We start from the raw sequence: 22,422 nt of genomic DNA on the forward strand, positions 1-22,422 counted from the left end.
TAAATTCCTTTATTAATAAACTGGTTGCCCATTATCATCTATATATCCTAATCTCTTCATTGTTTCTTGATGATCGAGAATCAACTTCTCAACTTGAGCATCCGTCAAATGATTTTTCCAGTCCCCGACTTGCCCGTTACGGAAGAACGCTTTTGCCTTATACGGCTTCTCTTTAAAGCCATTTAATTGTTCTTCTGCTTTTAACTTCTCGAAATCTGATTTACCAATCGCGTCTTTTATCTGATCGACGGTATGTGTTAATCCTATAAACTGTATGGCTTTTGTAAATGTCTCTAACGGGTGTAGCTTCATATCTTCATATCGCACTATATGAACATCTATTTCAGTTGCATGTAGGTAGCTGTCTACATGCAGGCTCCATGTAAGTAGCTTTTGTCTTAGTTGATTGGATAAAGAGCCGTTCTTGCTACAGAAAGCATATTCTTCATTTCCCATAATTTCGACTGTCTTATCCATACTTTTTGATAAATGATTAGAAAATGACACAGTGACATCAAATGGATTTCTTACAATATAAATGACTTTAGCATTTACAGTTCCAAGCAGGGGGCTTCCATCCTTCAAATAGGTATAAGCATCGTGAACTTTTATAAACAAGTTCTTTTGCAAATTTTGAGCCAAATAGTTATATACTTTTGGTCTTTGTCTATCAATCTCATCAAACGTTAAATCAGATGATTCGATCCCTACGATACTATCAAAAATAATTCTTGAGCTAAAGATCCCATCTGTTTTAATGCCATTAATCGTAACATCACCGTATGACTCTTTTAATAGATGTGAGATGAACACTCTGAACCATGTGTTTCCAGATTTAGGATATGAAGAGAGCCAAATAATATTATTCATGCTTTTTTAACTCCTTACATACAAAATCAACGAGAGTACTAGGCGGATGTACCCGGTGATTAAACCCTAATTCATACACACGCACTCCATTCGCTAGCGCCGTACAATTCATGAAAGTTATCCCCTTCATCTCCCCATATTCACACATGTCGATGTTATAAAGCTTTTTCATAATGGAATTGTATTTTTCTGCACCTTGTACCGATTTCCACTGAAGGTTATCTTTATTATGATTCGATAAAACAACAATAGTTGAAACGCTAACTTCTCTAAGATGGAAATCCTCTTTAAGGTCAATAGCATATTTTTGAATTCCTTCACGAACGGTTTCATATTGGCTAACATCTTCACAAGCTTTTATTAGTGTATCTTCCCATACGTGTAATTGAGGAATTCCCGGTAGAATGTTTCTCTTATTAGAGTTTATTTTGATTGCACATAGCTCGTCTGCCAGTATCTTGTGTCCGTATTGATTTAGCTGTAAAGCAATCGATGTTTTCCCAGATCCGGACTTTCCTACAAAAATGACACCATCACCCTCTATAATAGATGCAAAACCATGTAATACTAACAAACTTCTTTGAAATAAAAGCTGTGAAAAAACCGTATTATATAAGAATGTGCGAATATCTTTTTCAGAAGCATGCAACTCGGATTCAATCGTAATTGTCTCACCATCTTGAACATAATATTTGGCAACACCATCTACTCTTAATAAAAATTCCCCTTTTGCAATTTCATACCATGGGTTTCCATTTGAAGGTAGAGATAGATGCTGTGGTACTTTACCATACCTAACCCGCACGTCTACTTCTTTATCTAACACAACCGTCAGAAGTTCCGGCAATTTGAGATCCGACTCGATTGTTAACCCATAAGCTGTTACCAAACACTTTACCTTACTCACCATTTACACCTCATAATTTTGTTTAAGCATTTTTTGCAAATATCCATTTTCTTTACTAGCTAACTCATCATAAGAGCCAGCTTCTATCAATCTTCCTTTGTCCAAAACGATTACATGGTCTGCCGTTTTGACAGTTGATAACCGGTGAGCGACCAACACAATTGTCATCTTATCTCTCAACTGTTCAATTGATTGTTTTATTTTCCATTCATTTTCATTGTCTAACGCACTAGTTGCTTCATCTAACACCAACAACAATGGTTTTCTTAGGATGGCTCTAGCTAGGATGAGTCGCTGCCGTTCTCCTCCTGAGAGCTTAATTCCCTTATCACCAATAACCGTATCTAGTCCTTCAGGAAGTTGTTCAATAAATTTTTTTGCTGATGCCAAATGCAAGGCATTCCACATTTCCTCTTCACTTACCTCAGGATTAAACCTATGAAGATTTTCTTTAATGGTTGTGTGCAATAAAAATGTGTCCTGAGGAACATAGCCGACTAGGCTTCTCCATTGTGTTAACCTTTCTTGATCAATTACAATATCATCCACTAGAATATCTCCTGAATGAGGCTTTAATAACCCTAATAGCAAGTCAATAACCGTACTTTTGCCTGCTCCAGATTCACCAACTATTGCGGTTACTTTTTTTGGAGGAATTTTAATATTTAAGTTATTTATATTAAATGAGTTGTTGGATTGATATGAAAAATTAATCTCTTGGAAGGTAATACCTTTTTCTAATGGAAGATTTGGAAGAATCACACTTGCCTGATGTATCTCTTCGGCATGATTCATTTCTTTTTTTAATCTGTTTATATTGTCATACACTGGCAGAACAGAGAATATCAATTGTAAATTGTTCTGAAAAGAAGAAAACATTGGCCACAATCGTGAGAAAATAAACACAATAATAACAATTGACGTTATTTCTTCATGGAAAACGAATAAAGCAATATAAAAAAACAAACTAATAATGATTGCTGCCCCAATTCTGTAGAAAAGATCAGGCTTTGATTGAACCTTAGTAAAATGAACGATATTTTCTTCTACTTTTGTTGCTACTCTTGTAAATTCATGTAGTTGTTTTTTTTCAATCCCATAGCTTTTCCACTCTTTCATTCCATTTAATTGATCATTTATTTCACCTTGTAGCTTTTGGTTAAATTTTTGTAAAGAGCCACCAAGTTGTTTGGATTCCTTTAAGCTTGATCTAAGAACAACGAACAAAACCGATCCACTCAAACATACAAAAAGAGTTAAAGGAACAGAAATGACAAAGGCTATAATTAGTTGAACTACTGCCACAAGTAATTGGGAAAGTATCCTTAAGTAACTTAGTAAAGCTGCACTAATTCGCCCCGTTTCTACTGTAAATGCATTAATGAGATCTGATTTCCTTTGCTCGATTAGATATTCCCATTCAGCATAGATAATGCCCCTATACAACTGAGTTCTCACATGCCGTGTATATCCTTGCATTAACTCAGTATTTAATATGGCTACTTTTCTATTAATAATTGCTCCCACTGAGATTAAAAGTATATATATGAATAAGATAAACATAATCTGTTCTTCATTTGTTAAATTTGAGATAAATAAATGCGTATATGATGCTTCTTCATTAGGCACTTCAATTATCGTAAGAAGTGGAACAAGCATCATAATTCCCAAACCGTTTGTAAAAGCCATTAATACCGTAAAAAATATGACCTGTATGAATTTTTGATCGAATTGCTTGTACACATCTGAGATAAATTCAAAAAAGATTTTCATTAATTAATCCTTCTAAATCGTCGAACGACCCATAAAAAGGGGCGGAGAGGGTAGTAGAGTGAATAATATTTTTCAGGTAGCTTTAACGTTTCAATGTCATATTGATTAGGGTAGAAATGTTGAAAAATATAGTCGAGCTTTTGTCTAATTCCTACACGTAAAGCATAGTGATACCTTCTTTGAAGAAGATAATGATTAAGAGTTGTAGAATTTGTAAAGTCTATATTTTTCTTTAATATAGTTAGTGCCATTCTCGATATCTTTATACACTTACGCGAACCTGTATAAATACTTAGCTCAGTAGGAATTTTCGTTTTAAAGAAAAAGTTACTTAATGCAACAGCTTGTCCGATCATATGCTCAACTTTTTGCTTTTGAGCTGTTTCCTTAATTGATTCATAATCTAAAGGTTTTTGTAAAAAAAGATGAATGTCATAAAGCCACCGTAACCGAAACCAAGCATGACGAGAGCCATGAGTGATTAAAAATAAAAACAAGTCCATTTCACCAAGAATGTTAACTGTGGTTCCTCCAATATGAATCTGTTCCTTACGACTCCATAATTCTGCAAATAATGGCTCTTTATAAAGATTAGGGTGTAGCCTCCAATGTAATTCAACCAGGACTTTACTCTCTTGATGAACAAAAATTTTGTGATGAAGCTTCTTATAATTAAGATCTTCAAAGTTCTCTATCTCATACTCTTCAATATATCCATTTTCTATTAATAATGTTTCGGCTTCCTTTAACTTATTAAAAGGAACTAGAAGATCTAAGTCTCTAGTTGGACGAAGCATAGGGTCATTATATAGTTTTGAAGAAATAACCGGTCCTTTTAGGCAGATAAGTGGAATATCCTGTTGAGCAAATGTGTTCGAAATCTTTGTTAATTCTCTTGTAAGTTGGAAGAGTTTAAATTTACCATTTTTAGTTGTGCTTAATAATTTATTACCAAATTCTAATGAATGAAGGCTTTTATTTTTTCGGTTGCTCGTTAGACGGTCTGAAAGGATTGGATAAAGTCTGTGGAATTTAGCTAATCTTAATACTTCATCCCAATTGACTTTCTTTGCATGAAATTGTTCCACATCCTCATTATTTATACAATCGAGAAGTAGCTCTATTTCATTGGCAAATCCATTGTTTATATTCATACTCTTCCCCCCAATCTCTATATAATTTACATTTTTGCAGATTTTTCTTTAATATAGTACTAATTATCTATTATTTTCTTTGGAAGTAAAGGAGAAATTTCAGGAGATTTGTATTTTTATGTCGACTATTTTCAAATGTAACCTATAATATTAAATAGAATGCAGATTTAGTGTGTGAAAATTTTTCATTCTCAAAAATCGAAGTTATTTTAGTCAATGTTCTAGTTATTGAAATATATAAAACTTTTTGACTAATTAGCTAATCATGAATATCTACTCAGGAGAAATTGCATGCTATTTAATTCATTTGAATACATCTTCCTTTTTTTACCGATCGTTACTTTTATCTACTTTTATCTAAATAAAAAAAGGTTATTATACGTTTCTAAATTATGGTTACTTTTATCTTCTTTATTTTTCTATTCCTGGTGGAATGTATCTTATTTGCCACTGATAGTTATTTCCATTTTACTTAACTATTTTATTGGCAGAAGCTTGAGTTCAACTAACACGACAAAATATAAGAAAGTTGTATTAATCTTTGGTATTATTTGTAATGTGGGTTTTTTAGGCTACTTTAAATATACGAACTTCTTCATTTCAAGCCTTAACACCTTAGGGGCAAACCTAAAACTATTGGAGATTGGTTTACCTTTGGCCATTAGCTTTTTTACATTTCAACAAATCGCTTTTTTAGTTGATTCTTATCATAAAGAAACAAGAGAATACAACTTTTTAAACTATAGTTTATTTGTCACATTTTTTCCTCAGTTAATTGCAGGACCAATCGTTCATCATAAAGAGATGATGCCACAATTTGCAGAGTATAGGAACAAGCTTTTTAACTATAGGAACCAAGCAATTGGATTGTTCATTTTTTCTATTGGTTTATTTAAGAAGGTCATACTGGCGGATCATTTTGCTATATGGGCAACTGAGGGATTCGATACCTTGGATAAACTATCGATGATTGAGGGATGGATTGTATCTCTGTCTTTTACCTTTCAATTATATTTTGATTTTAGTGGTTATATGGATATGGCTACTGGGGCAGCTTTATTATTCAACATTAAATTACCAATTAATTTCAATTCCCCTTACAAAGCTCTTAATATACAGGATTCTTGGAATAGATGGCACATCACATTAGGTAAATTTTTATATCGTTATATTTTTATGCCATTAAATCGATTTTTACTGAAAAGGGTATTTATCCCCCTAAACATCAAAAAATATGTAAAATTACGGACAAACATAAGTTTACTATTATTGTTTCTTATAAGCGGTTTATGGCATGGTGCAGGCTGGACATTTATCTTTTGGGGATTTTTGCATGGAGCAGCAACTGTATTACACAGGTTATGGAAACATACCGGTAGTAAAATGAACAAAGTTTTGGCTTGGTTTGTTACGTTTAACTTCATTAACTTTTCTATGGTTTTCTTTAGAGCATCCGATTTTAATGACGCCTTTAAAATCTTAGAAGCAATGTTCGGATTTAATGGAATTATTCTCCCTGAAAGGATATTGTCATATATAAACCTTCCATCTTATGATGCTATTACTTATAATCAGCTGGCTCTTACAGATATTGACGGCGCAATTAAGTTTCTTATCATTGGTTTCATTATAACTCTTTGCTTTAAGAACACAAACGAGCTAATAGAAAGATTCAAGCCTACATGGTACACTTTGTTATTCACACTCATTTTATTTATTTATTCTCTGTTACACATTACAAAAGTAAGTGAATTTTTATACTTTAATTTTTGAGGTTATTCTATGAAACGATATGAAAAATGGTATAAAAGCCTAATTGTTATCATCTTTTTCTCTATTATATTAATTAGTAGTATCAATTACTTTGTTGATCCGTATAACATCTACAAAACAAGCACTTATAACAAATTTAACGAACAAAAGATTGAAACTAAGGAATATTTAATGAAAGCCAGAGAGCTAGTATATAAGAATCCTAACACAATTTTTTTAGGATCTTCAAGAACAAAGATGGGGTTAGACCCTTTCTATTTTCAAAAAATTACGGGGGAAAGGGCATACAATGTAGGTTTATCTAACTCTAACATTTTGATTCATAAGAGTTATTTACAATACGCTATCTCAAATAACAGTTCATTAAAAAGAGTTATTCTCGGTATAGATTTTGAAAGTTTTAATATAAAAACAAATGAAAGTAAGCAGTTTAATGACGATAGACTTACAACTAAATATTTTATTAAAGACGATTTAGTCACTACTTTAATTACTGAACGTGCGCTTAAAGATAGCCTAAAAGTAATAATAGATAATTACACTCAATCAGCAAGGTATATTAATGAAAATACCTTAGCAAATGGAAGCCAGAATGAAGAACAAATACTCTCCAAAAACCAAAAGTTGTTGGCAGCAGGGCAAAATAGTTTCTATAAACATCTAAAATCCCAATTTGATTACAACATCTTATCAAATGAATTCCAGTTATCTGACAATAATTTTGATATCTTAAAAGAGATCGTAACTCTTTGCGCAGAAAATAACATTCAACTAGATGTTTTCCTTCAACCTGTCCATGCATTACAACTCGAAGGAATTGTGGCTACAGGAATTTGGAGTGAATTTGAAGAATGGAAGCGCCAAATTGTTGAGATTACCCCGGTTTGGGATTTTACTGGTTATAACTCAATTACTACAAGTCCCCCTGTTAATTTTGATTATTATATTGACCAATCTCATTACAGGAAAAAAATCGGTAATTTAATTATCAATAGAATGATGAATATTGAGCCGTCTAAAGTACCTCATGACTTTGGAGTGTTGTTAACAAAAGATAATATTGAAAAGCATCTGAAGACAATTAGATATAAAAGAGATGTATGGGGAGATAGAAATCCTAAGATTGTTAATCGGGTTAAGGGGTTAGTAGAGTAGAAGCTTGGAAGCACAGGGGCGGTTCTTCAGCTTCCTAATTGAATACTAATTTAATACTAATAACGAACCTAACCTTTTTTACGCCTTAAACATAAGGTTAAGAGAAATACCCAGAATTCCTTACTGCTTGTCTTTGGGAGAGTCCGTCCATTAGATCCTGATCAGATATAAAAGTCTCTCCCTCGATATCTGCAATCGTTCTCGCTAAACGAATGATTTTAATTTGGACTCGATTGCTAATACCCTGCTTACTAGATACTTGCTGCAGGTCATTTTGTTGTTTTTGAGTCAAGGGGCTGCTTTGAATTAACTGTTCAAAAGGAACCGAACCGTTACAAATTTCCTTCCCATACCGGTTGTACTGGATTTTCCTTGCTGAGAATACGCGTTGCTTTATGTCATCGGAAGACTCGATATCTTTAAAATTATGTTCTTTTAGATTTACTGCTTGTAAGGTGAGGAGTATATCAAACCGGTCTAAGATAGGACCAGATACACGATTTTTGTACGTTTTTATCTGCTTTTCTGTACAGATACAATAATGATCACTAGAGCCGAAATAACCACATGGACATGGATTCATGACGGCGATAAAAATGAAGTTTGCAGGGTAGGTTACAGTTGAATGAACACGACTAATGGTTACCGTTTTATTTTCTAAGGGTTGCCGTAGCATATCTAATGTTTTTTTAGAGAATTCTCCTAATTCATTTAGAAAAAGAATGCCACGATGCGCTAAAGAAACTTCTCCAGGTTTTGGAGAGGTTCCACCACCTATAACTGAAACATGTGATGCAGAATGATGAGGGTGACGAAAGGGAGGTTGAGAAGAATCGTGATACGACGCACCCGCAATTTGATAGAGGCTTATTTTTTCCAGTAGGCCCTCTTTTGATAATGGGGGTATTATTGACTGAAAGGTTTCGGCTAATAAACTCTTCCCACATCCGGGTGGACCATCCATTAAAACAAAGTGCTCCTCACTTGCAGCTATTTCCAATGCACGTTTTGCAAAATCAGGAACAATAATTTGATTAAAATTACGTAAAACAGGCTGGATATCCTCTCTCATTTTTTGCGGTCTGGTAAATGGCAGGAGTTGTTGACCACGTAATACATCCATTACATCTTGAAGTGTTTCAATGTATACAAGCTCTAACCCTGGTATCTCGATATTTTGAATCATAGGGTCATAAGGGAGAAAAAGTTTGCACAGTTGTAATTTCTTGGCTGCGAGAATCGCTGCAAGCATACCCTCAACTGGAAGAATTGACCCATCTAAAGACAATGTTCCAATAAAACCTGAATCCTTTGGAATAGTCTCTTTTAGAAAGTTTCCATTTTTTTAAAACTACCACTGCTATCGCAAGATCAAATAATGGACCATTTTTCTTTTGTTCTGTTGGTGATAGATTAATGGTCACTTTCATATCAACTAACGAAAATCCTAAACTATGAAGAGCAGCTGAAACACGTCGGTAACCCCACAATAATCATTATTTCTATCCCATCTTTTCCCTGCACTTCAACTTGAACCCGATATCCTCAAGCCCTTTCAAACCAATACTCGTTACTTTTGAAGACACGACAATTTCCTCCACTATGTAAAAAAAGAACCTACTACTTAGTAAAATGGGTTGTTTCTTCAAATATAATATATCGTTAGTCTGACGAGGTTTCTATGTTTGCTAATGTTGTTTCAGCAATGCAAATTGAATAAAAGGGTATTAATGCTTTGTAACACTAGGACTTTTTGATTCTACTATTTTAAACGCGAAAAAATATGTTGATACGTCGTTATTCATTCTTAGTCATCTGAACTTTTTGAAAAAGTCGAAGTGAAGGCAGGAATGTTTCTAGTTATGTAGTTGTTAAAAAAACTTAAAGCGAATAGATTAGATGCAATAATGGGATTCTTGTGAAAGGTTTAGGACTTTACTAAGATTTATCATATTTTATTCTTTCTTTTTTCACAACAATACAAAAATACATTTTACTCAGGTGAAAACTAGAAAATCTCCCCATGCTTCCACCTGTATATTTAAAGCAAAAGAAGCTAAGTAACAAGTTTCAGAGCTAATAGATGAAAAAGAAAAACTAGAAAACCAGTTGGGTATAATTCAATTTTCATTAATTAAAACTATTAGTCTAGCAGACACAGTGTATGTAGACCCGGCGTAGCTAAGAAAATTTAAGAAGCACGAGATCCGTCCTTGTGCTTCTCTGTCCAATCAAAAAGAAGCGCGAGAACCGTCCCTGTGCTTCTTCCTTTTTGCAATTGAAATGATAGGGAGGAATCATGTATAATGTAGTTAAATAAAACGTATAATAAAAAAGACTGGATGCTGTGAACACCCAGTCAAGTAGCAACATACATGCCGCATGAAGTGCGGCTGACCTAAGATTAAGTATTTTACCTAGAAAAAGTAACTACCCATTATCCTTTGGTCGGGGTTGGGACGGTTACTTTTTTCTTTCTTTGACGAAGATTAGAATCAATGTTATTACACCTATCAATACTAAGTTTGATTGTAGTGCAACAGTTATTGCCTCGTAAGTCGTCAACTTTCCCACCTCCCTTCTATTGGGAGATGGTCAACCGCCCATCCGCTTTATGTAATTGCTACCCCTATATTAACATTTCTCAATAAAATCTACTAGAAGGAAAACGAAACATTTGTTCTGTATGTTAAGTACCGACTTTTGTTTATATTGTAATCATTCAAAAACTAAAGGAATAGCGTTTAACTCCTAGGAATGTAAAATTATAGTGCCGAAAAAGATTTAATAGTTTCATTAAGATTTAGATGAACAGTAGTTTCATCGATATTACAAAGAAGAGTCAATCATCTCTTTTTCTGTGATTGACTCTTCTTTGTAATATACAAATATCTTTAGACAAATTTAGGGGTGTCACTATGACCATACTTTAAGATACACCTCTTTCTTCTCGAGAATCCTATGGAAGATGAATTCATCCTTCCTTGGATGCCCATGACAATCCTTTATACTCATGTTTTATTGGAGGAAGCGCGGGAACCGTCCCCGTGCTTCCTAATAACAGCGCTGCCCCCATAGCCATATCCATATATCCACTAAAGTCAAAGTAGATTTGCATTGTATAGGATAAAGAAACAATCCAACCTTCAATAAAGGTTAATTGATCAGGTTGATCAAATCCTTGAGATGCCCAAACCGCGAAGGAATCTGCGAGAATTACCTTCTTAAATAATCCTATTGTAAAGAGAAACAACCCCATGGCAATGTTTTTGTAATTAATCACTTTCATTCTTATTTGCTTGAATTGAGGCATGATTTCCTTTGGTGCACAATCGGACCAGCAATTAGTTGAGGGAAGAATGTAACAAACAATGCGTATTCCAGCAGACTCGAGCTAGTAACTTCCCTTTTGTAAATATCTACCAAATAAGCAATTTGTTGAAAGGTGAAGAAGCTAATTGCTAAAGGTAATGCCAAATGTAATAGTGGAATATTTGTAGAAAAAACTACATTGACATTAGAAATAAAAAAATCAGCATATTTATAATAGATCAATAAACCAATATTAAATATGATTCCAAGTATCAATATTGGTTTTCTATACGGATTAAGTGCATTTTTATTAAGAAGAACTCCAAGAACATAATTTATCGCGATGGAAATTAATATAAGTGGTAAGTAATAAATATTCCACCAACTGTAGTAAATCAGAGAGGTAAGAACTAACCAAAGTAGAGATAATGTTCCCCACCGTTTCTTCAGGAAATAAAAATAAAAAACAAAAACGATAGGCAAAAAAACAAAAATAAACTCAAATGAATTGAACAGCATTTTATTACTCCTGTTATCAAAATGGGACAAAAAAAGGAAAGGTTATAATTTTTATTGTTTATTGCATGACACTTACACTATTATATCGGATAGAAGTAGTGATATTTTAAGTATGTATTAATTTAATATCTCGTTTAATAAAACACCTTAAATAATCATTTCTTTTACAAATAAACTGTTTAGTTTAGTATGTTTTACTGTATATTTAACTAGATGTCATTAGTTGAGGAGACAACACGTAGATAAATTGATGAAGTAGATAATGAGGTATCAGAAACCGAATGAAAAAGTATTTTAAATTAAAAAGCTTAGCGTAGAACCCCAAAAATATAACAAATCAGGAAAACCTATTATAGATATGTTCCGTCTGATCTTACTCTTTCATATTATTCTAGAAGGTCAGACATGATAGATTCGAGTCAAGGGACTGTAAGTAACCTTTATTCTTAAGAAGAAAAGATAATAAAACACAAGTATGAAGCGCAGGAATCGTCCCCGTGCTTCATAGCCAATTAAATGAGCTTAGCCATTACTTCTTCACCATATTATATTTTCGCATACTTTGACCATTCGGTTTAAAGTCCCTCTGCAACTTCCCTTACTCGATTAATGGGACAACCACAGGGGCAGTTCCCCTGGACAAAAGGAAAATTCACACTTGAAATATAGAAATGAATCGAAGGGAATGTATCCACGCATGCTCTTTCAATTTTAATAGATGTATGCTTAATATAAGGGAGGAAGAAGGAATGAGCTGGCAAGAAGACTATATTAATAGATCTTACGTTTCGCGTGATGTTTCACATTTAACAAATGAACACAATGATAAAATTGAACTAGAAACTGTTCAATATAAAGATTATTACCATGTAGTAGCAACAATCTCTAGAAAGAAACCACCTTTTATAGATTGTCTAGGAGAAGGAAGAGATCAAAATGAAAGAGAAGCTACTAAGAAAGCATTGATAGATCTTTACAGTAGAGCATATAAATAACCAATAATATTCAATGTTTTCAGAGAAGGTTACTACAGCTTTTTAATATCTAGATCGCATCACCTTTCTATCATATCAACTATATAGTAGTAACCTTTATCTTTTTGGCTGTGAGTTCCTTGTATTTTGTTTTAGTGGAACAACAGACTAATGGAAATGTCAAAGGATTTTGTGTAAAGATCTTAAGTTCTTATTGTTTGACAAGGCACCTGCCTCCTGTCCTTAAGATTTATTTAAATTCGTCCCAACGCAAAAGAAGCGTGAGTACCGTCCCCGTGCTTCCTGAGAAACAAAGATAATTGGAGATAAATAATCCTGAAATAGTAAAAGAAATTAAGAGTATTATAGAGAAGTTTAATTAAGTTATAAAGATATTCAACAAATAAGCAAAAAGAGAGGGACGATATGTTAGCTTGCTTAAAAATAAATCGTATTACAATTGGGCAGTTAGCAAGGGTAACGGTTATATATAAAAGTGGGATTCACCATGTTAATTAAAGAATGACTAGAATTCCACTACGTACATAATTACAAAAGATGTTGAATTTTCACAAATCATCTTGGAAGAATATGCATTAGAATTGACAGAGAAACCCGACTCTTTAAATCGTTACATTCTTTCTTTATTGTTTTTATAATCTTTAACTCCAATCGTTTAAAACTAAGTCAATATTTGAAGGACTATGTTCGCTTGAAATCGTCTCTATCCTCCTGAAGAAAGGCTTAACTCTATGTCCTTCTTGTTAAAAAACGGGATTATCAATAGCTTCAGAGGGGTTACCTTGATGTTGTATAAATTGAATACCATAGCCACCCTTTTGTGAGCTATCACCCTGTCATTCTGCAACTTTTCATGTAAATACAAATAATAAGACAAATTCTAAGTTTATGATCACTAGTCGGTATCCATAAGGTAAAAAGCATTGTACCTTCACTCTTACAAGCGATAGCTTGACTTATTTGACATTATACTCTGTCCTTTGACAATCATTTTTCAAAAAAAATAGTATATCTATTTGTTACTTTCATTTTAAAAAATAAATAAAAAAGTGTATAATATACTATTGAGTAATTATTATGTATTATATTATTGCCTTTTTGTAACGAGAAACGAACTTTTCAAACATAATTTCAGAAAAAACTTTGTGTATAACTATTTTCAAACATAATTACAAAACCTAAAACAATTAATTTCCAATCTTTTCATAAAAATCTTACAGGGAGTTCTAGGTATGGAGAAAATAATCATTTTCGGAGCTAGTGGACATGCTGGTGTTGTAATCGACATCATAGAAAAACAAGAAAAGTATGATATCTTAGGAATTTTTGTGGATACCCCTGAAATGCAAGGGATTAAATATATGGGATACCCGATACTTGGTAGAATAGATAATTTCTATGGCTCAAACAAAGGAATCGTTGCAATTGGAGATAATTTTAGCAGACAGTTAATAGTAAATAAGATAAAAGAAATGAAAAAAGATTTTCAATTTGCAACTGCCATTCACCCTGGTGCTATTATTGGTAAAAATGTGAATTTAGGTGAGGGAACTGTTATTGTTGCTGGTTCAGTTATAAATGCAAATTCAATTATTGGTAAACACTGTATTATCAATACTCAGTCATCAGTTGATCACGATGTAACAATAGGTGATTTTTCAACAGTTGCACCTGGTTCACAAATCGGTGGAAAATCAAATATAGGTACTCTATCGACAATATCAATGGGAGCCAATGTTATTCAAAAAATCAATATAGGAAATGGATCCTTAATAGGTGCTGGATCTACAGTTATCCGTAATATTCCAGATGGTGTTTTGGCATTTGGAACTCCTGCAAAAGTGATACGACAAAGAGAACCAAATGAAAAATATATGTAGGGGCAGGGAGAACAACATGTCCCTACATATATTTTAATTATTATGAAATTAATCTTTATGATCTATGTCTACTCTTATGCAAGCTTAACAACGATTGACAGAAACTTCATGGTTGAGAGGGATTTTCCATGATTCAAGAAGATAACTTATAAAAGATTAGAGTTCACAAGAATATTTCCTTGGTGTAAGATACCCTGATGCAAAAGGAAAACTCTCATTCTTAATACCCTACTCGATGACTAAGCTATCGTTAAGATTCTCGAAACCATCATAGAAACCGACAATATGTCCATCTAAATGCTCTCAAGGAGTAGAACAGTCAATTTGATTATCCAACATTCTATAATAGTGCAAGAGATTTATGATGAATATGAAGTGACGAATATACTTTAGGTTATTTTCTAGAAGTCTAAAATATCATTAGGTATAATACATTATTGAAAAACACCGGCTCTGCGGAATGAAGATAGGACTTTAAATATTTGTCAAATACTTTTATTGTATAATATAAGGAGAGGAGAGACTGTTCTGACATTGATCCAAAACCCACTTCTAAAATAAGCTATAATTTTTACCTTTTTCTTGCATTCAACATACCTATTTCCTTCCAAATTTACATCGTATCACTATATTATTGCTGGATAAATGTTTATAGCAGTATTACGATATTCAAATTAATCATAGGTATATTCTCAATTTAAAAAGTTACATAGGATAAACTGTCAGCAAAATCAACTTAATAAACCATAATTTTATCAATTATATTAAATGAATGTGTTTTATTAGCACTTTTAAACCTTAATTACAAAAACAAAAATTTAATTTGCTTTGCAAGATTATATTGGTCATCATATGCAAAATAAGTTACAATTTTCTTTTTTAATAATTTAAATTTAGAAAAAGAAAGTATGACCCAGTCAATACTCCCTTCTTCTATTAAAAACGACCATTATGCAATTATTTGACATAATGTCCCGTCTTTCAGTTCAATCAAATCTTTAAACAATTTTATAGCTACAGCACTTTTATATTATCTAAAATATTGCTTATGAAAATAATTCTGATATTCACCACTAATAATTTGCCCCCACCACTCCTGATTATCTAAGTACCATTGTATAGTTTGAGCAATACCAGTATCAAATGTGTAAGTAGGTTTCCACCCCAGATTAACAAGTTTCGTAGGATCTATTGCATAACGTTTATCGTGTCCTAGACGATCTTCTACAAAATCAATTAATTCTTCAGATTTTCCTAAAGTTTTTATAATTGTCTTTACCACTTCTAGATTTGTTCGTTCATTATGACCACCTACATTATATACTTCTCCATTAACCCCTTCGTGCATTACTAAGTCAATCGCAGTACAGTGATCATTTACATGTAACCAATCTCGAATGTTCTTTCCGTCCCCATAAACAGGCACTTTTTGCCCGTTTAATATACGTGAAATGGTTAAAGGAATCAGTTTCTCTGGAAAATGGTATGGCCCATAATTATTTGAACAACGTGTAATATTTATTGGCAACCCATAAGTTTTATTATACGCATGTACTAACAAATCTGATGCTGCTTTACTTGCACTATACGGGCTACTTGGCTGTAACGGTGTATCTTCACTGAAGTATGTTGTAGGATCAAACTCTAACTCGCCATATACTTCATCTGTCGAAACATGAATAAATTTTGAGATTCCTGCTTGCTTTGCTGCATCTAGTAATACCTGTGTTCCAAGAACATTGGTACGCACGAAAACTTCAGGATCTGTGATTGAACGATCTACATGACTTTCTGCAGCAAAATGTACTACAAAATCAAATTTTTCTTGTGAAAAAAGGATATTTATAGCTTCGGAGTCTGCAATATCAGCCTTAATAAAATGATAATTGCTTTTATTTTGAATAATATGATGTTTAGTTAAATCTCCAGCGTATGTTAGTAGGTCTAAATTATAAATATCATAATTATAATATTTATTTACCATATACTGTACAAAGTTACCACCAATGAAGCCTGCTCCACCTGTAACCAGTATCTTTTTTCTATTCATTTATTCCATCCTTATAATTATATTTTTACTATTTTAAACAGTCGAATATTTTTTATTATGATTTACTAGCTCCATTATATATTTACCATATTCAGTTTTTAAAAGCGGTTGAGCAAGTTCATGTAGTTGCTCTCGAGTAATGTAACCTCTTCTAAAAGCTATTTCTTCAATACAAGATACATATAACCCTTGTCTTTTTTGAATTGCTTCGACAAAATTTGATGCTTCAAGTAATGATTCATGGGTTCCCGTATCTAGCCACGCCAAACCTCGTCCAGTAAGTTGTACTTTTAGTTCTCCTCTTTTGAGATATTCTTCTATTACAGAAGTGATTTCTACCTCACCCCTATTGGAAGGTTTTACACTTTTAGCAATTCCAACTACCTTTTCATCAAAAAAATACAAACCCGGTACAGCATAAGAAGACTTTGGATGATCCGGTTTTTCTTCAATAGATACAGCATTCATATTCCCATCAACTTCTACCACACCATAAGCTCTAGGATCATTAACATAACATCCAAATATGATCCCTCCATTTGTTAATGTAGCAGCCTTTTTCAACCGATTACCGAAATCAGAACCATAAAATATGTTATCTCCTAAAACTAATGCAATTGTTGAATCGCCTATAAATTCTTCGCCAATAATAAAAGCCTCTGCAACACCATTGGGTTTATCTTGAATAGCATATTCAAAACTCATTCCTAATTTACTACCATCACCTAAAAGTTCTTTAAATCCCTCTAAATCTCTGGGTGTAGAAATAATCAAAATTTCTCTTATTCCAGCTAACATCAAAACAGAAAGGGGGTAATAAATCATAGGTTTATCATATACCGGCAACATTTGCTTTGAAACAGCCTTAGTAAGTGGATATAATCTAGTACCTGAACCTCCTGCTAGTATAATGCCTTTCATAAATACATCTCCTTTTATATTATTAATACAATATATTGCATGTTCATTCAAGGAAATTAATTGTCACATTTCCTCTTAATAATATTTCCATCCTATATCCCTAGAACAATATCACATATCCTATCAATATCTTTTAAACATAGATCTGCATACAACGGTAATGTCAGTACCCTTTCTGAAATATATTTTGCAACTGGGGTTATATCGCTTTCATATTTTTCACTATAACATTCAAGACTATTTGTTAATGGGAAAAAATATTTTCTAGCAATAATATTTTCTCTTGCCAAAGCTTCAGACACTTCATCTCGAGTCATTTTATATCCATCAAATACCACTGGAAAATATGAATAGTTACTTTTAACTCCCTCTTGTATTTGAAGTAGCTTAATTCCTTTCACTCCACTAAATCTCTCTTTATATCTCTCTACGGCTATTTTTCGTTTATTTATTTCAGTTTCAACATGACGTAAATTACAAATCCCCATTGCAGCCTGAAATTCATTCATTTTTGCATTTCCACCGACATATTCAATAGACTCTGGACCAGTAATTCCGAAATTCTTAAGGTCATTTAAAGTTTTCCCTATACTAGCATTCCTAAGAGTTATAGCTCCACCCTCAATAGTATTAAAAACCTTTGTAGCATGAAAGCTAAACATGGAAGCATCTCCAAAATTACCTACTCCGACACCATCTACTGTTACTCCAAAAGCATGGGCAGCATCATATATTACCTTAAGATTATATTTACTCGCTATTCTGTCAATCTCTTTTACATTACATACATTACCATAAACATGAACAGGTACTATAGCTGAAGTCTTATCGGTAATTAGATTTTCAAGAATTTCTGTGTCAATAGTATAATCACCAAATTTTATGTCACAAAAAACTGGTTTTAAACCATTTCGAACTATTGCATGTGTTGTAGATGCAAAGGTAAATGGTGTTGTAATCACTTCGCCCGATAAATCATAAACAGCAATTGCATTTTCCAATGCAAGATGGCCATTAGTAAAAAGAGTAACAAAAGGGACATTTAAATAGTGGGATAATCCTTCTTCTAATTGTCTATGTTTCAATCCCATATTGGTTAACCAATGACTATCCCATAAGTCTTTAATTTCCTCTGTATACTCTTCGAAACTTGGCATTGAGGACTGTGTCACTTGGATAGAGGTTTTCATAATTAACCTTCTTTCTGTAAATTTAACTAGTTATCTTACTCTCAGTACTACTTTATTACTTATTTTTCGATAATTATTATTTATTCTCTGCCTCGAAGACTTTATTCCAAATCTGTGCAATATATTTATCTTCAAATAATTTTTTTACCTTTTGAGGATTATCCACAGTAGATATATTCTTGATGAATTCTTCATAACTAAACTGGTCTATTTCTTCGGTTTTAAAGACATCTAAATCTAAACTTTCTGTTAAGTAATCCCAACTAGTAATATCAGACCTAACGAAAACTTTTTTCCTCAAGTACACTAATGCAAAGATATTGCCTAAGCCTTGTTGCCTGTTATGATTAAATATTGCTATATCAATTGAAGACAAGTACTTTGCATACTCATCGGCCTTCAAGAATTTTAATAATGGAACAAAATTTCCTCCAAAAACTTTGTACCCAAATTCAATAACTTCTTTTATATACTCCTCTGATCCTCCATATGAAAGAGGAAGATAAATCTTTATATTTTCTTTTCTAAACTTTTTTAATGATTTTAATACTTCTATATGCTGATTACTAGGATTTCCAGAATTACCAACTTGAATATTTAGTATATCCATATCTGTTTTATTTAAATGAGGCATACTATCAAGGTAGTGAAGATTAATAGGGTTAACATAAACCCCATGATTATATTTAGCGTTAGTTCCATACCATTTCACAGCTAAATTATAATCCCCTTTAACTAATGTAGTTATATTCCTAAGATTTCGAATTATCTTTCTTCGCATCATTTCTATTAATTTATCCTTTATTTTATCTCTCTTATTACTATAGCAATAAAGGTCTCCACCCCAGACGATCCAATTACATTTCTTTAACAACCATGGTTGGAGGAACAGCAAAATAATAATTTTCTTATTAAAAAGCCCATGTAATAATATTCTCTCTGACTTATACATTAGTTTAATCAGAGACAACAAACTAGGAAGCTTTTTATAAATATAATTTATATTTTTATGAACACTGTTAAATTCTTTTTCCTTACTCGGGGTTAGAACAGCAAATGAATGATCCTCTGGTTTAAAGTACTTATTTATAAGATTAATGTATGGTTCTATAAACTTATCCATACTCTGTAAATGCAAAATTTTCACTCTATCAATTCCTTTTTTTCTTAGAGAACATTTGACTTTCAAATCAAATATATTAATTTTCAGAATGATTTCCCTGAAAAATCTTAGTAACTCTAATAGTACTTCAACCTTAACAACTTTTGAATTGTTCAGTGCCAATGTATACCCTTGAAAAATCAATAGGATGCATTTCTATAATACCAGTGCGTCAACTGCTATGGATTTCAACATAAAATCCCCATCCCCACCCATCTTATATAACAATAAAAATATGTGAACTTATATATAAATATAGGGATTTTCTAAAAGAATAAATGCACTTTTTTTCGGTGAAAAACTATTTTACATACTGATTTCCAATCTCATCATTTAAACAGTTCTGCTAAAATAAAATTTTTTAAATTAATATTTCCCGTCACAAAATTTAAAATACAACATTAATAGATTAAGATTATGGTTGATATTAATAGATTATAAAAGTTTTTTTTAGTCTAAATAAAACTTTTATAAATATAGGGAGAGCATTTATGTTATATGCACATACATGATGCATAAATCAAATCTTAAGAATCTAGTGTTCTTACAATCTTAGCAGGTACACCTATAACCACCGAGTTGTCAGGAATGTTATTTAAAACTATTGAACCTGCTCCAATTTGAACATTATCACCTACAACAACCGGACCAAGAATTTTAGCTCCTGTCCCTATTAATGCGTTTTTTCCAACTATAGGATATGTTATTTCTTGATTTTCATAAATACCTTTCTTTCCCATGTTCCCGCCGATTGTCACATTATGTAACACGACTGAATTTTCTCCTATTCTAGTCTTATTATGGATTACAACTCCCAGACCGTTATGTTGAAATGTTACTGTAGAGTGTATATCACAGGTGTAAGGGATATCACATGCAAATACAACTCTATTTATAGTCCATAAGAGTTTTGGAACCAGTGGTATTTTTTTTATATATAACTTCCTAGACAAATTAAAGATTTTCCCGACCATATTTTTCCTCACAGACTTTTACTCCCCTCATACTATGATTTATATCCAAATTATTGAAACATTTATTAGAATTAATCTATTAAAATGTATTAGTTCTTATTTCACTTCTTAAAGGAATTCACATTTTTATTAAACATTTAATTTAATAGGATCTTTCTGTTTTTCACAAAGTACCACAAATCTTTTAAAAATAGTACATTTAATATTAGTAACGGAATTAAGGCTAAGAGTATATTATGCATAAAATTAGTAATTTCAATAGATATGAGTGCATATATTGAAATTATGATTACCATTAAATATATACGAATTAATGGGTACTTTACTTTATAGTATTTTAATGATATCAGTGTTCGCAAAGTAAAAAATACAACGAAAGAAAATGCTGTAACAATGGAAGCACCGATTGCCCCAAAGTGCGGTACAATTAACGAATTCCCTAAAATATTTACTCCACATGCTATTCCAGCTATGAATATATGCCAATTAATTTTCTTATAAAAGTTAATACCTATTACGGTTGTTTCTGAAATAGTATATAGAATTGGCATGAATACTAAGAATGGCACAATTGATGCGGAATCCCGATAGTCGCTTCCTAATAAAATTACTATAATATCTTTAGCCGCAATACTAAAGATCGCTACTAAAAACATAAGGAACGAGACTACAATTGAAATATAACGAAAGAAATCTTTATCATCTGGGCGCTTTTCAAATTTTTCATAAGCAACAGGTGTCCAAAAAGTAGAAAATGTATGTCTAAATACCATAACAAGAATTACCAAGCGCATAGCTGCAGAATATAAACCTAGTTCTTCATAGGTACTCCATTGACGGATAGCTATTTTATCAAATGCTTCAAACAACCATGATAGAAAAATTGTTAAAACAAAAGGTAAACCATATTTTAATATATCCTTTTGTGTATGCTTAGCCCCCTTTATTTTAAAGTTACTTAGTTTCCATAAAGATTTTCCGTAATAAATCGCAATTCCTACTGTTAAAATAAAAGTTGCAACTTTTGAAAAAACAAGAACCTCAAAATTCGGACCTATTAAATAGAAAAATATTAAAATCAGACTTAAGTAAAATAACTTCTGAAAAATCTGTAGTAATGAATATAAATTGCCCTTTTGTTGCATTCTTATTACTAATTCACTAAAACGCAAAAATAATTGAGCCACTATGCCAAATGCTAGTGCTAATGCCAAAATAAAGCTTTCTTTTTCAAAAAGAAACGCAGTAATAGGTTTATAAAATAAAATAATCAATACTATAACAGTAAAAGAAGTTAAGACTGGAATACGTAAAGAATTATATAAAAGTACACCTCTTTTATTAGGTTGTTCTTCATAAAAGAAGCGAAGAAATGCTTGATCTGCACCAACAACTGTAATAATGAAACCTACTTGTATAAATATTTCAAACATTGAGGCCTTTCCAAGAATAGTAGGTGAGAGTAGTCTAGTTATTACCATTGTAGTAAATAAACCTATTATTAAACCAACCCAGTTACCATAAGAAAACTTTAGAAATTTTTGTAATAAATTTTCGTTCATAATTAACCTACTCTATTAGAATTTTCATCATAGAACCTTATTGAATTTTTATACAAAGAAAACTGTATTCGATATTTGCAAATAGTTATTTTAGTGATACCTTCTTACTACTTAGCAATGGCATCCTATCATTTCCATTTAAAAAACTTAACTATATTCTTCCATGAAAATATACTATATCAACCATTCTTTGTTATTAATGAATTTACGACATTATCAGCAAAA

At 32.1% G+C, this 22,422-nt stretch carries 17 protein-coding genes; 4 read left to right on the plus strand and 13 right to left on the minus strand.

Going from position 1 to position 22,422, the window contains the following annotated elements; all coding sequences use genetic code 11:
- Positions 1–12: 12 nt before the first annotated feature.
- From LC076_RS18025 to LC076_RS18040, 4 genes are read right to left on the minus strand one after another with little or no spacing between them, the layout of a single operon-like run.
- On the minus strand, positions 13–870 hold the full coding sequence (locus LC076_RS18025) for a sulfotransferase domain-containing protein (RefSeq protein WP_226670479.1): 858 nt from the start codon (positions 868–870) through the stop codon (positions 13–15).
- A complete protein-coding gene (locus tag LC076_RS18030; protein ID WP_226670480.1) occupies positions 863–1,777 on the minus strand; it encodes a hypothetical protein in 915 nt (304 codons plus the stop codon). The genes LC076_RS18025 and LC076_RS18030 overlap by 8 nt, the downstream gene beginning before the upstream one ends.
- Before the next feature lie 3 nt (positions 1,778–1,780).
- Positions 1,781–3,550, minus strand: a complete 1,770-nt coding sequence (locus LC076_RS18035; RefSeq protein WP_226670481.1) for an ABC transporter ATP-binding protein — start codon at positions 3,548–3,550, stop codon at positions 1,781–1,783.
- Positions 3,550–4,704, minus strand: a complete 1,155-nt coding sequence (locus tag LC076_RS18040; RefSeq protein ID WP_226670482.1) for a nucleotidyltransferase family protein — start codon at positions 4,702–4,704, stop codon at positions 3,550–3,552. Before LC076_RS18040 ends, LC076_RS18035 begins: the two co-directional genes overlap by 1 nt.
- Positions 4,705–4,995: 291 nt before the next feature.
- Between LC076_RS18040 and LC076_RS18045 the strand changes: the two genes are divergently transcribed.
- Positions 4,996–6,477, plus strand: a complete 1,482-nt coding sequence (locus LC076_RS18045) for an MBOAT family O-acyltransferase (RefSeq protein WP_226670483.1) — start codon at positions 4,996–4,998, stop codon at positions 6,475–6,477.
- A gap of 9 nt (positions 6,478–6,486) precedes the next feature.
- A complete protein-coding gene (locus LC076_RS18050; RefSeq protein WP_226670484.1) occupies positions 6,487–7,632 on the plus strand; it encodes a hypothetical protein in 1,146 nt (381 codons plus the stop codon).
- A 97-nt stretch (positions 7,633–7,729) separates the two neighbouring features.
- Here LC076_RS18050 and LC076_RS18055 read toward each other — a convergent pair whose 3' ends face one another.
- The 3 genes from LC076_RS18055 to LC076_RS18060 all read right to left on the minus strand — a co-directional run bounded on the left by LC076_RS18055 (position 7,730) and on the right by LC076_RS18060 (position 10,945).
- Positions 7,730–8,920, minus strand: a complete 1,191-nt coding sequence (locus tag LC076_RS18055) for a YifB family Mg chelatase-like AAA ATPase (protein WP_319005542.1) — start codon at positions 8,918–8,920, stop codon at positions 7,730–7,732.
- Positions 8,889–9,062, minus strand: coding sequence for a magnesium chelatase domain-containing protein (locus LC076_RS24400; RefSeq protein ID WP_319005547.1), 174 nt, complete (start codon positions 9,060–9,062; stop codon positions 8,889–8,891). Before LC076_RS24400 ends, LC076_RS18055 begins: the two co-directional genes overlap by 32 nt.
- A gap of 1,544 nt (positions 9,063–10,606) precedes the next feature.
- Positions 10,607–10,945: a hypothetical protein gene (locus tag LC076_RS18060; protein ID WP_226670485.1), complete on the minus strand. Its 339-nt coding sequence runs from the start codon at positions 10,943–10,945 to the stop codon at positions 10,607–10,609.
- Positions 10,946–12,212: 1,267 nt separating this feature from the next.
- Between LC076_RS18060 and LC076_RS18065 the strand changes: the two genes are divergently transcribed.
- Together LC076_RS18065 and LC076_RS18070 are read left to right on the plus strand one after the other, a co-directional pair.
- Entirely contained in the window at positions 12,213–12,458 is a 246-nt protein-coding gene (locus tag LC076_RS18065) for a hypothetical protein (protein ID WP_226670486.1), read from the plus strand.
- 1,232 nt (positions 12,459–13,690) lie between these two features.
- Positions 13,691–14,338 carry an acetyltransferase gene (locus LC076_RS18070; protein ID WP_226670487.1) on the plus strand — a complete coding sequence of 216 codons (648 nt, stop codon included), beginning with the start codon at positions 13,691–13,693 and terminating at the stop codon, positions 14,336–14,338.
- Positions 14,339–15,368: 1,030 nt separating this feature from the next.
- On the opposite strand, the gene rfbB is transcribed toward LC076_RS18070, so the two are convergent.
- From rfbB to LC076_RS18100, 6 genes are all read right to left on the minus strand, one after another.
- The gene (gene rfbB, locus LC076_RS18075; protein ID WP_226670488.1) at positions 15,369–16,388 is read right to left on the minus strand and encodes a dTDP-glucose 4,6-dehydratase; all 1,020 of its coding nucleotides are present in this window, start codon (positions 16,386–16,388) and stop codon (positions 15,369–15,371) included.
- 33 nt (positions 16,389–16,421) lie between these two features.
- Positions 16,422–17,309, minus strand: a complete 888-nt coding sequence (gene rfbA / locus LC076_RS18080; protein ID WP_226670534.1) for a glucose-1-phosphate thymidylyltransferase RfbA — start codon at positions 17,307–17,309, stop codon at positions 16,422–16,424.
- A gap of 92 nt (positions 17,310–17,401) precedes the next feature.
- Complete coding sequence (locus LC076_RS18085) at positions 17,402–18,499, minus strand: DegT/DnrJ/EryC1/StrS family aminotransferase (RefSeq protein WP_226670489.1); 1,098 nt, start codon at positions 18,497–18,499, stop codon at positions 17,402–17,404.
- Positions 18,500–18,575: 76 nt separating this feature from the next.
- Complete coding sequence (locus LC076_RS18090) at positions 18,576–19,784, minus strand: TDP-N-acetylfucosamine:lipid II N-acetylfucosaminyltransferase (protein ID WP_226670490.1); 1,209 nt, start codon at positions 19,782–19,784, stop codon at positions 18,576–18,578.
- 404 nt (positions 19,785–20,188) lie between these two features.
- The gene (locus tag LC076_RS24225; protein ID WP_319005544.1) at positions 20,189–20,431 is read right to left on the minus strand and encodes a hypothetical protein; all 243 of its coding nucleotides are present in this window, start codon (positions 20,429–20,431) and stop codon (positions 20,189–20,191) included.
- A 341-nt stretch (positions 20,432–20,772) separates the two neighbouring features.
- Positions 20,773–22,197: a lipopolysaccharide biosynthesis protein gene (locus LC076_RS18100; RefSeq protein ID WP_226670491.1), complete on the minus strand. Its 1,425-nt coding sequence runs from the start codon at positions 22,195–22,197 to the stop codon at positions 20,773–20,775.
- Positions 22,198–22,422 lie beyond the last annotated feature (225 nt).

The sequence above is a fragment of the Metabacillus litoralis genome (genome assembly GCF_020524045.1).
GTDB lineage: Bacteria > Bacillota > Bacilli > Bacillales > Bacillaceae > Metabacillus > Metabacillus litoralis_C.

Coding starts and splice junctions, on each gene's coding strand:
- LC076_RS18060 (WP_226670485.1), bottom strand. CDS start 10,945: ATGCCTCAATTCAAGCAAATAAGAATGAAAGTGATTAATTACAAAAAC.
- LC076_RS18040 (WP_226670482.1), bottom strand. CDS start 4,704: ATGAATATAAACAATGGATTTGCCAATGAAATAGAGCTACTTCTCGAT.
- LC076_RS18070 (WP_226670487.1), top strand. CDS start 13,691: ATGGAGAAAATAATCATTTTCGGAGCTAGTGGACATGCTGGTGTTGTA.
- rfbA (WP_226670534.1), bottom strand. CDS start 17,309: ATGAAAGGCATTATACTAGCAGGAGGTTCAGGTACTAGATTATATCCA.
- LC076_RS18045 (WP_226670483.1), top strand. CDS start 4,996: ATGCTATTTAATTCATTTGAATACATCTTCCTTTTTTTACCGATCGTT.
- rfbB (WP_226670488.1), bottom strand. CDS start 16,388: ATGAATAGAAAAAAGATACTGGTTACAGGTGGAGCAGGCTTCATTGGT.
- LC076_RS18025 (WP_226670479.1), bottom strand. CDS start 870: ATGAATAATATTATTTGGCTCTCTTCATATCCTAAATCTGGAAACACA.
- LC076_RS24400 (WP_319005547.1), bottom strand. CDS start 9,062: ATGAAAGTGACCATTAATCTATCACCAACAGAACAAAAGAAAAATGGT.
- LC076_RS18100 (WP_226670491.1), bottom strand. CDS start 22,197: ATGAACGAAAATTTATTACAAAAATTTCTAAAGTTTTCTTATGGTAAC.
- LC076_RS18035 (WP_226670481.1), bottom strand. CDS start 3,550: ATGAAAATCTTTTTTGAATTTATCTCAGATGTGTACAAGCAATTCGAT.
- LC076_RS18065 (WP_226670486.1), top strand. CDS start 12,213: ATGAGCTGGCAAGAAGACTATATTAATAGATCTTACGTTTCGCGTGAT.
- LC076_RS18085 (WP_226670489.1), bottom strand. CDS start 18,499: ATGAAAACCTCTATCCAAGTGACACAGTCCTCAATGCCAAGTTTCGAA.
- LC076_RS18050 (WP_226670484.1), top strand. CDS start 6,487: ATGAAACGATATGAAAAATGGTATAAAAGCCTAATTGTTATCATCTTT.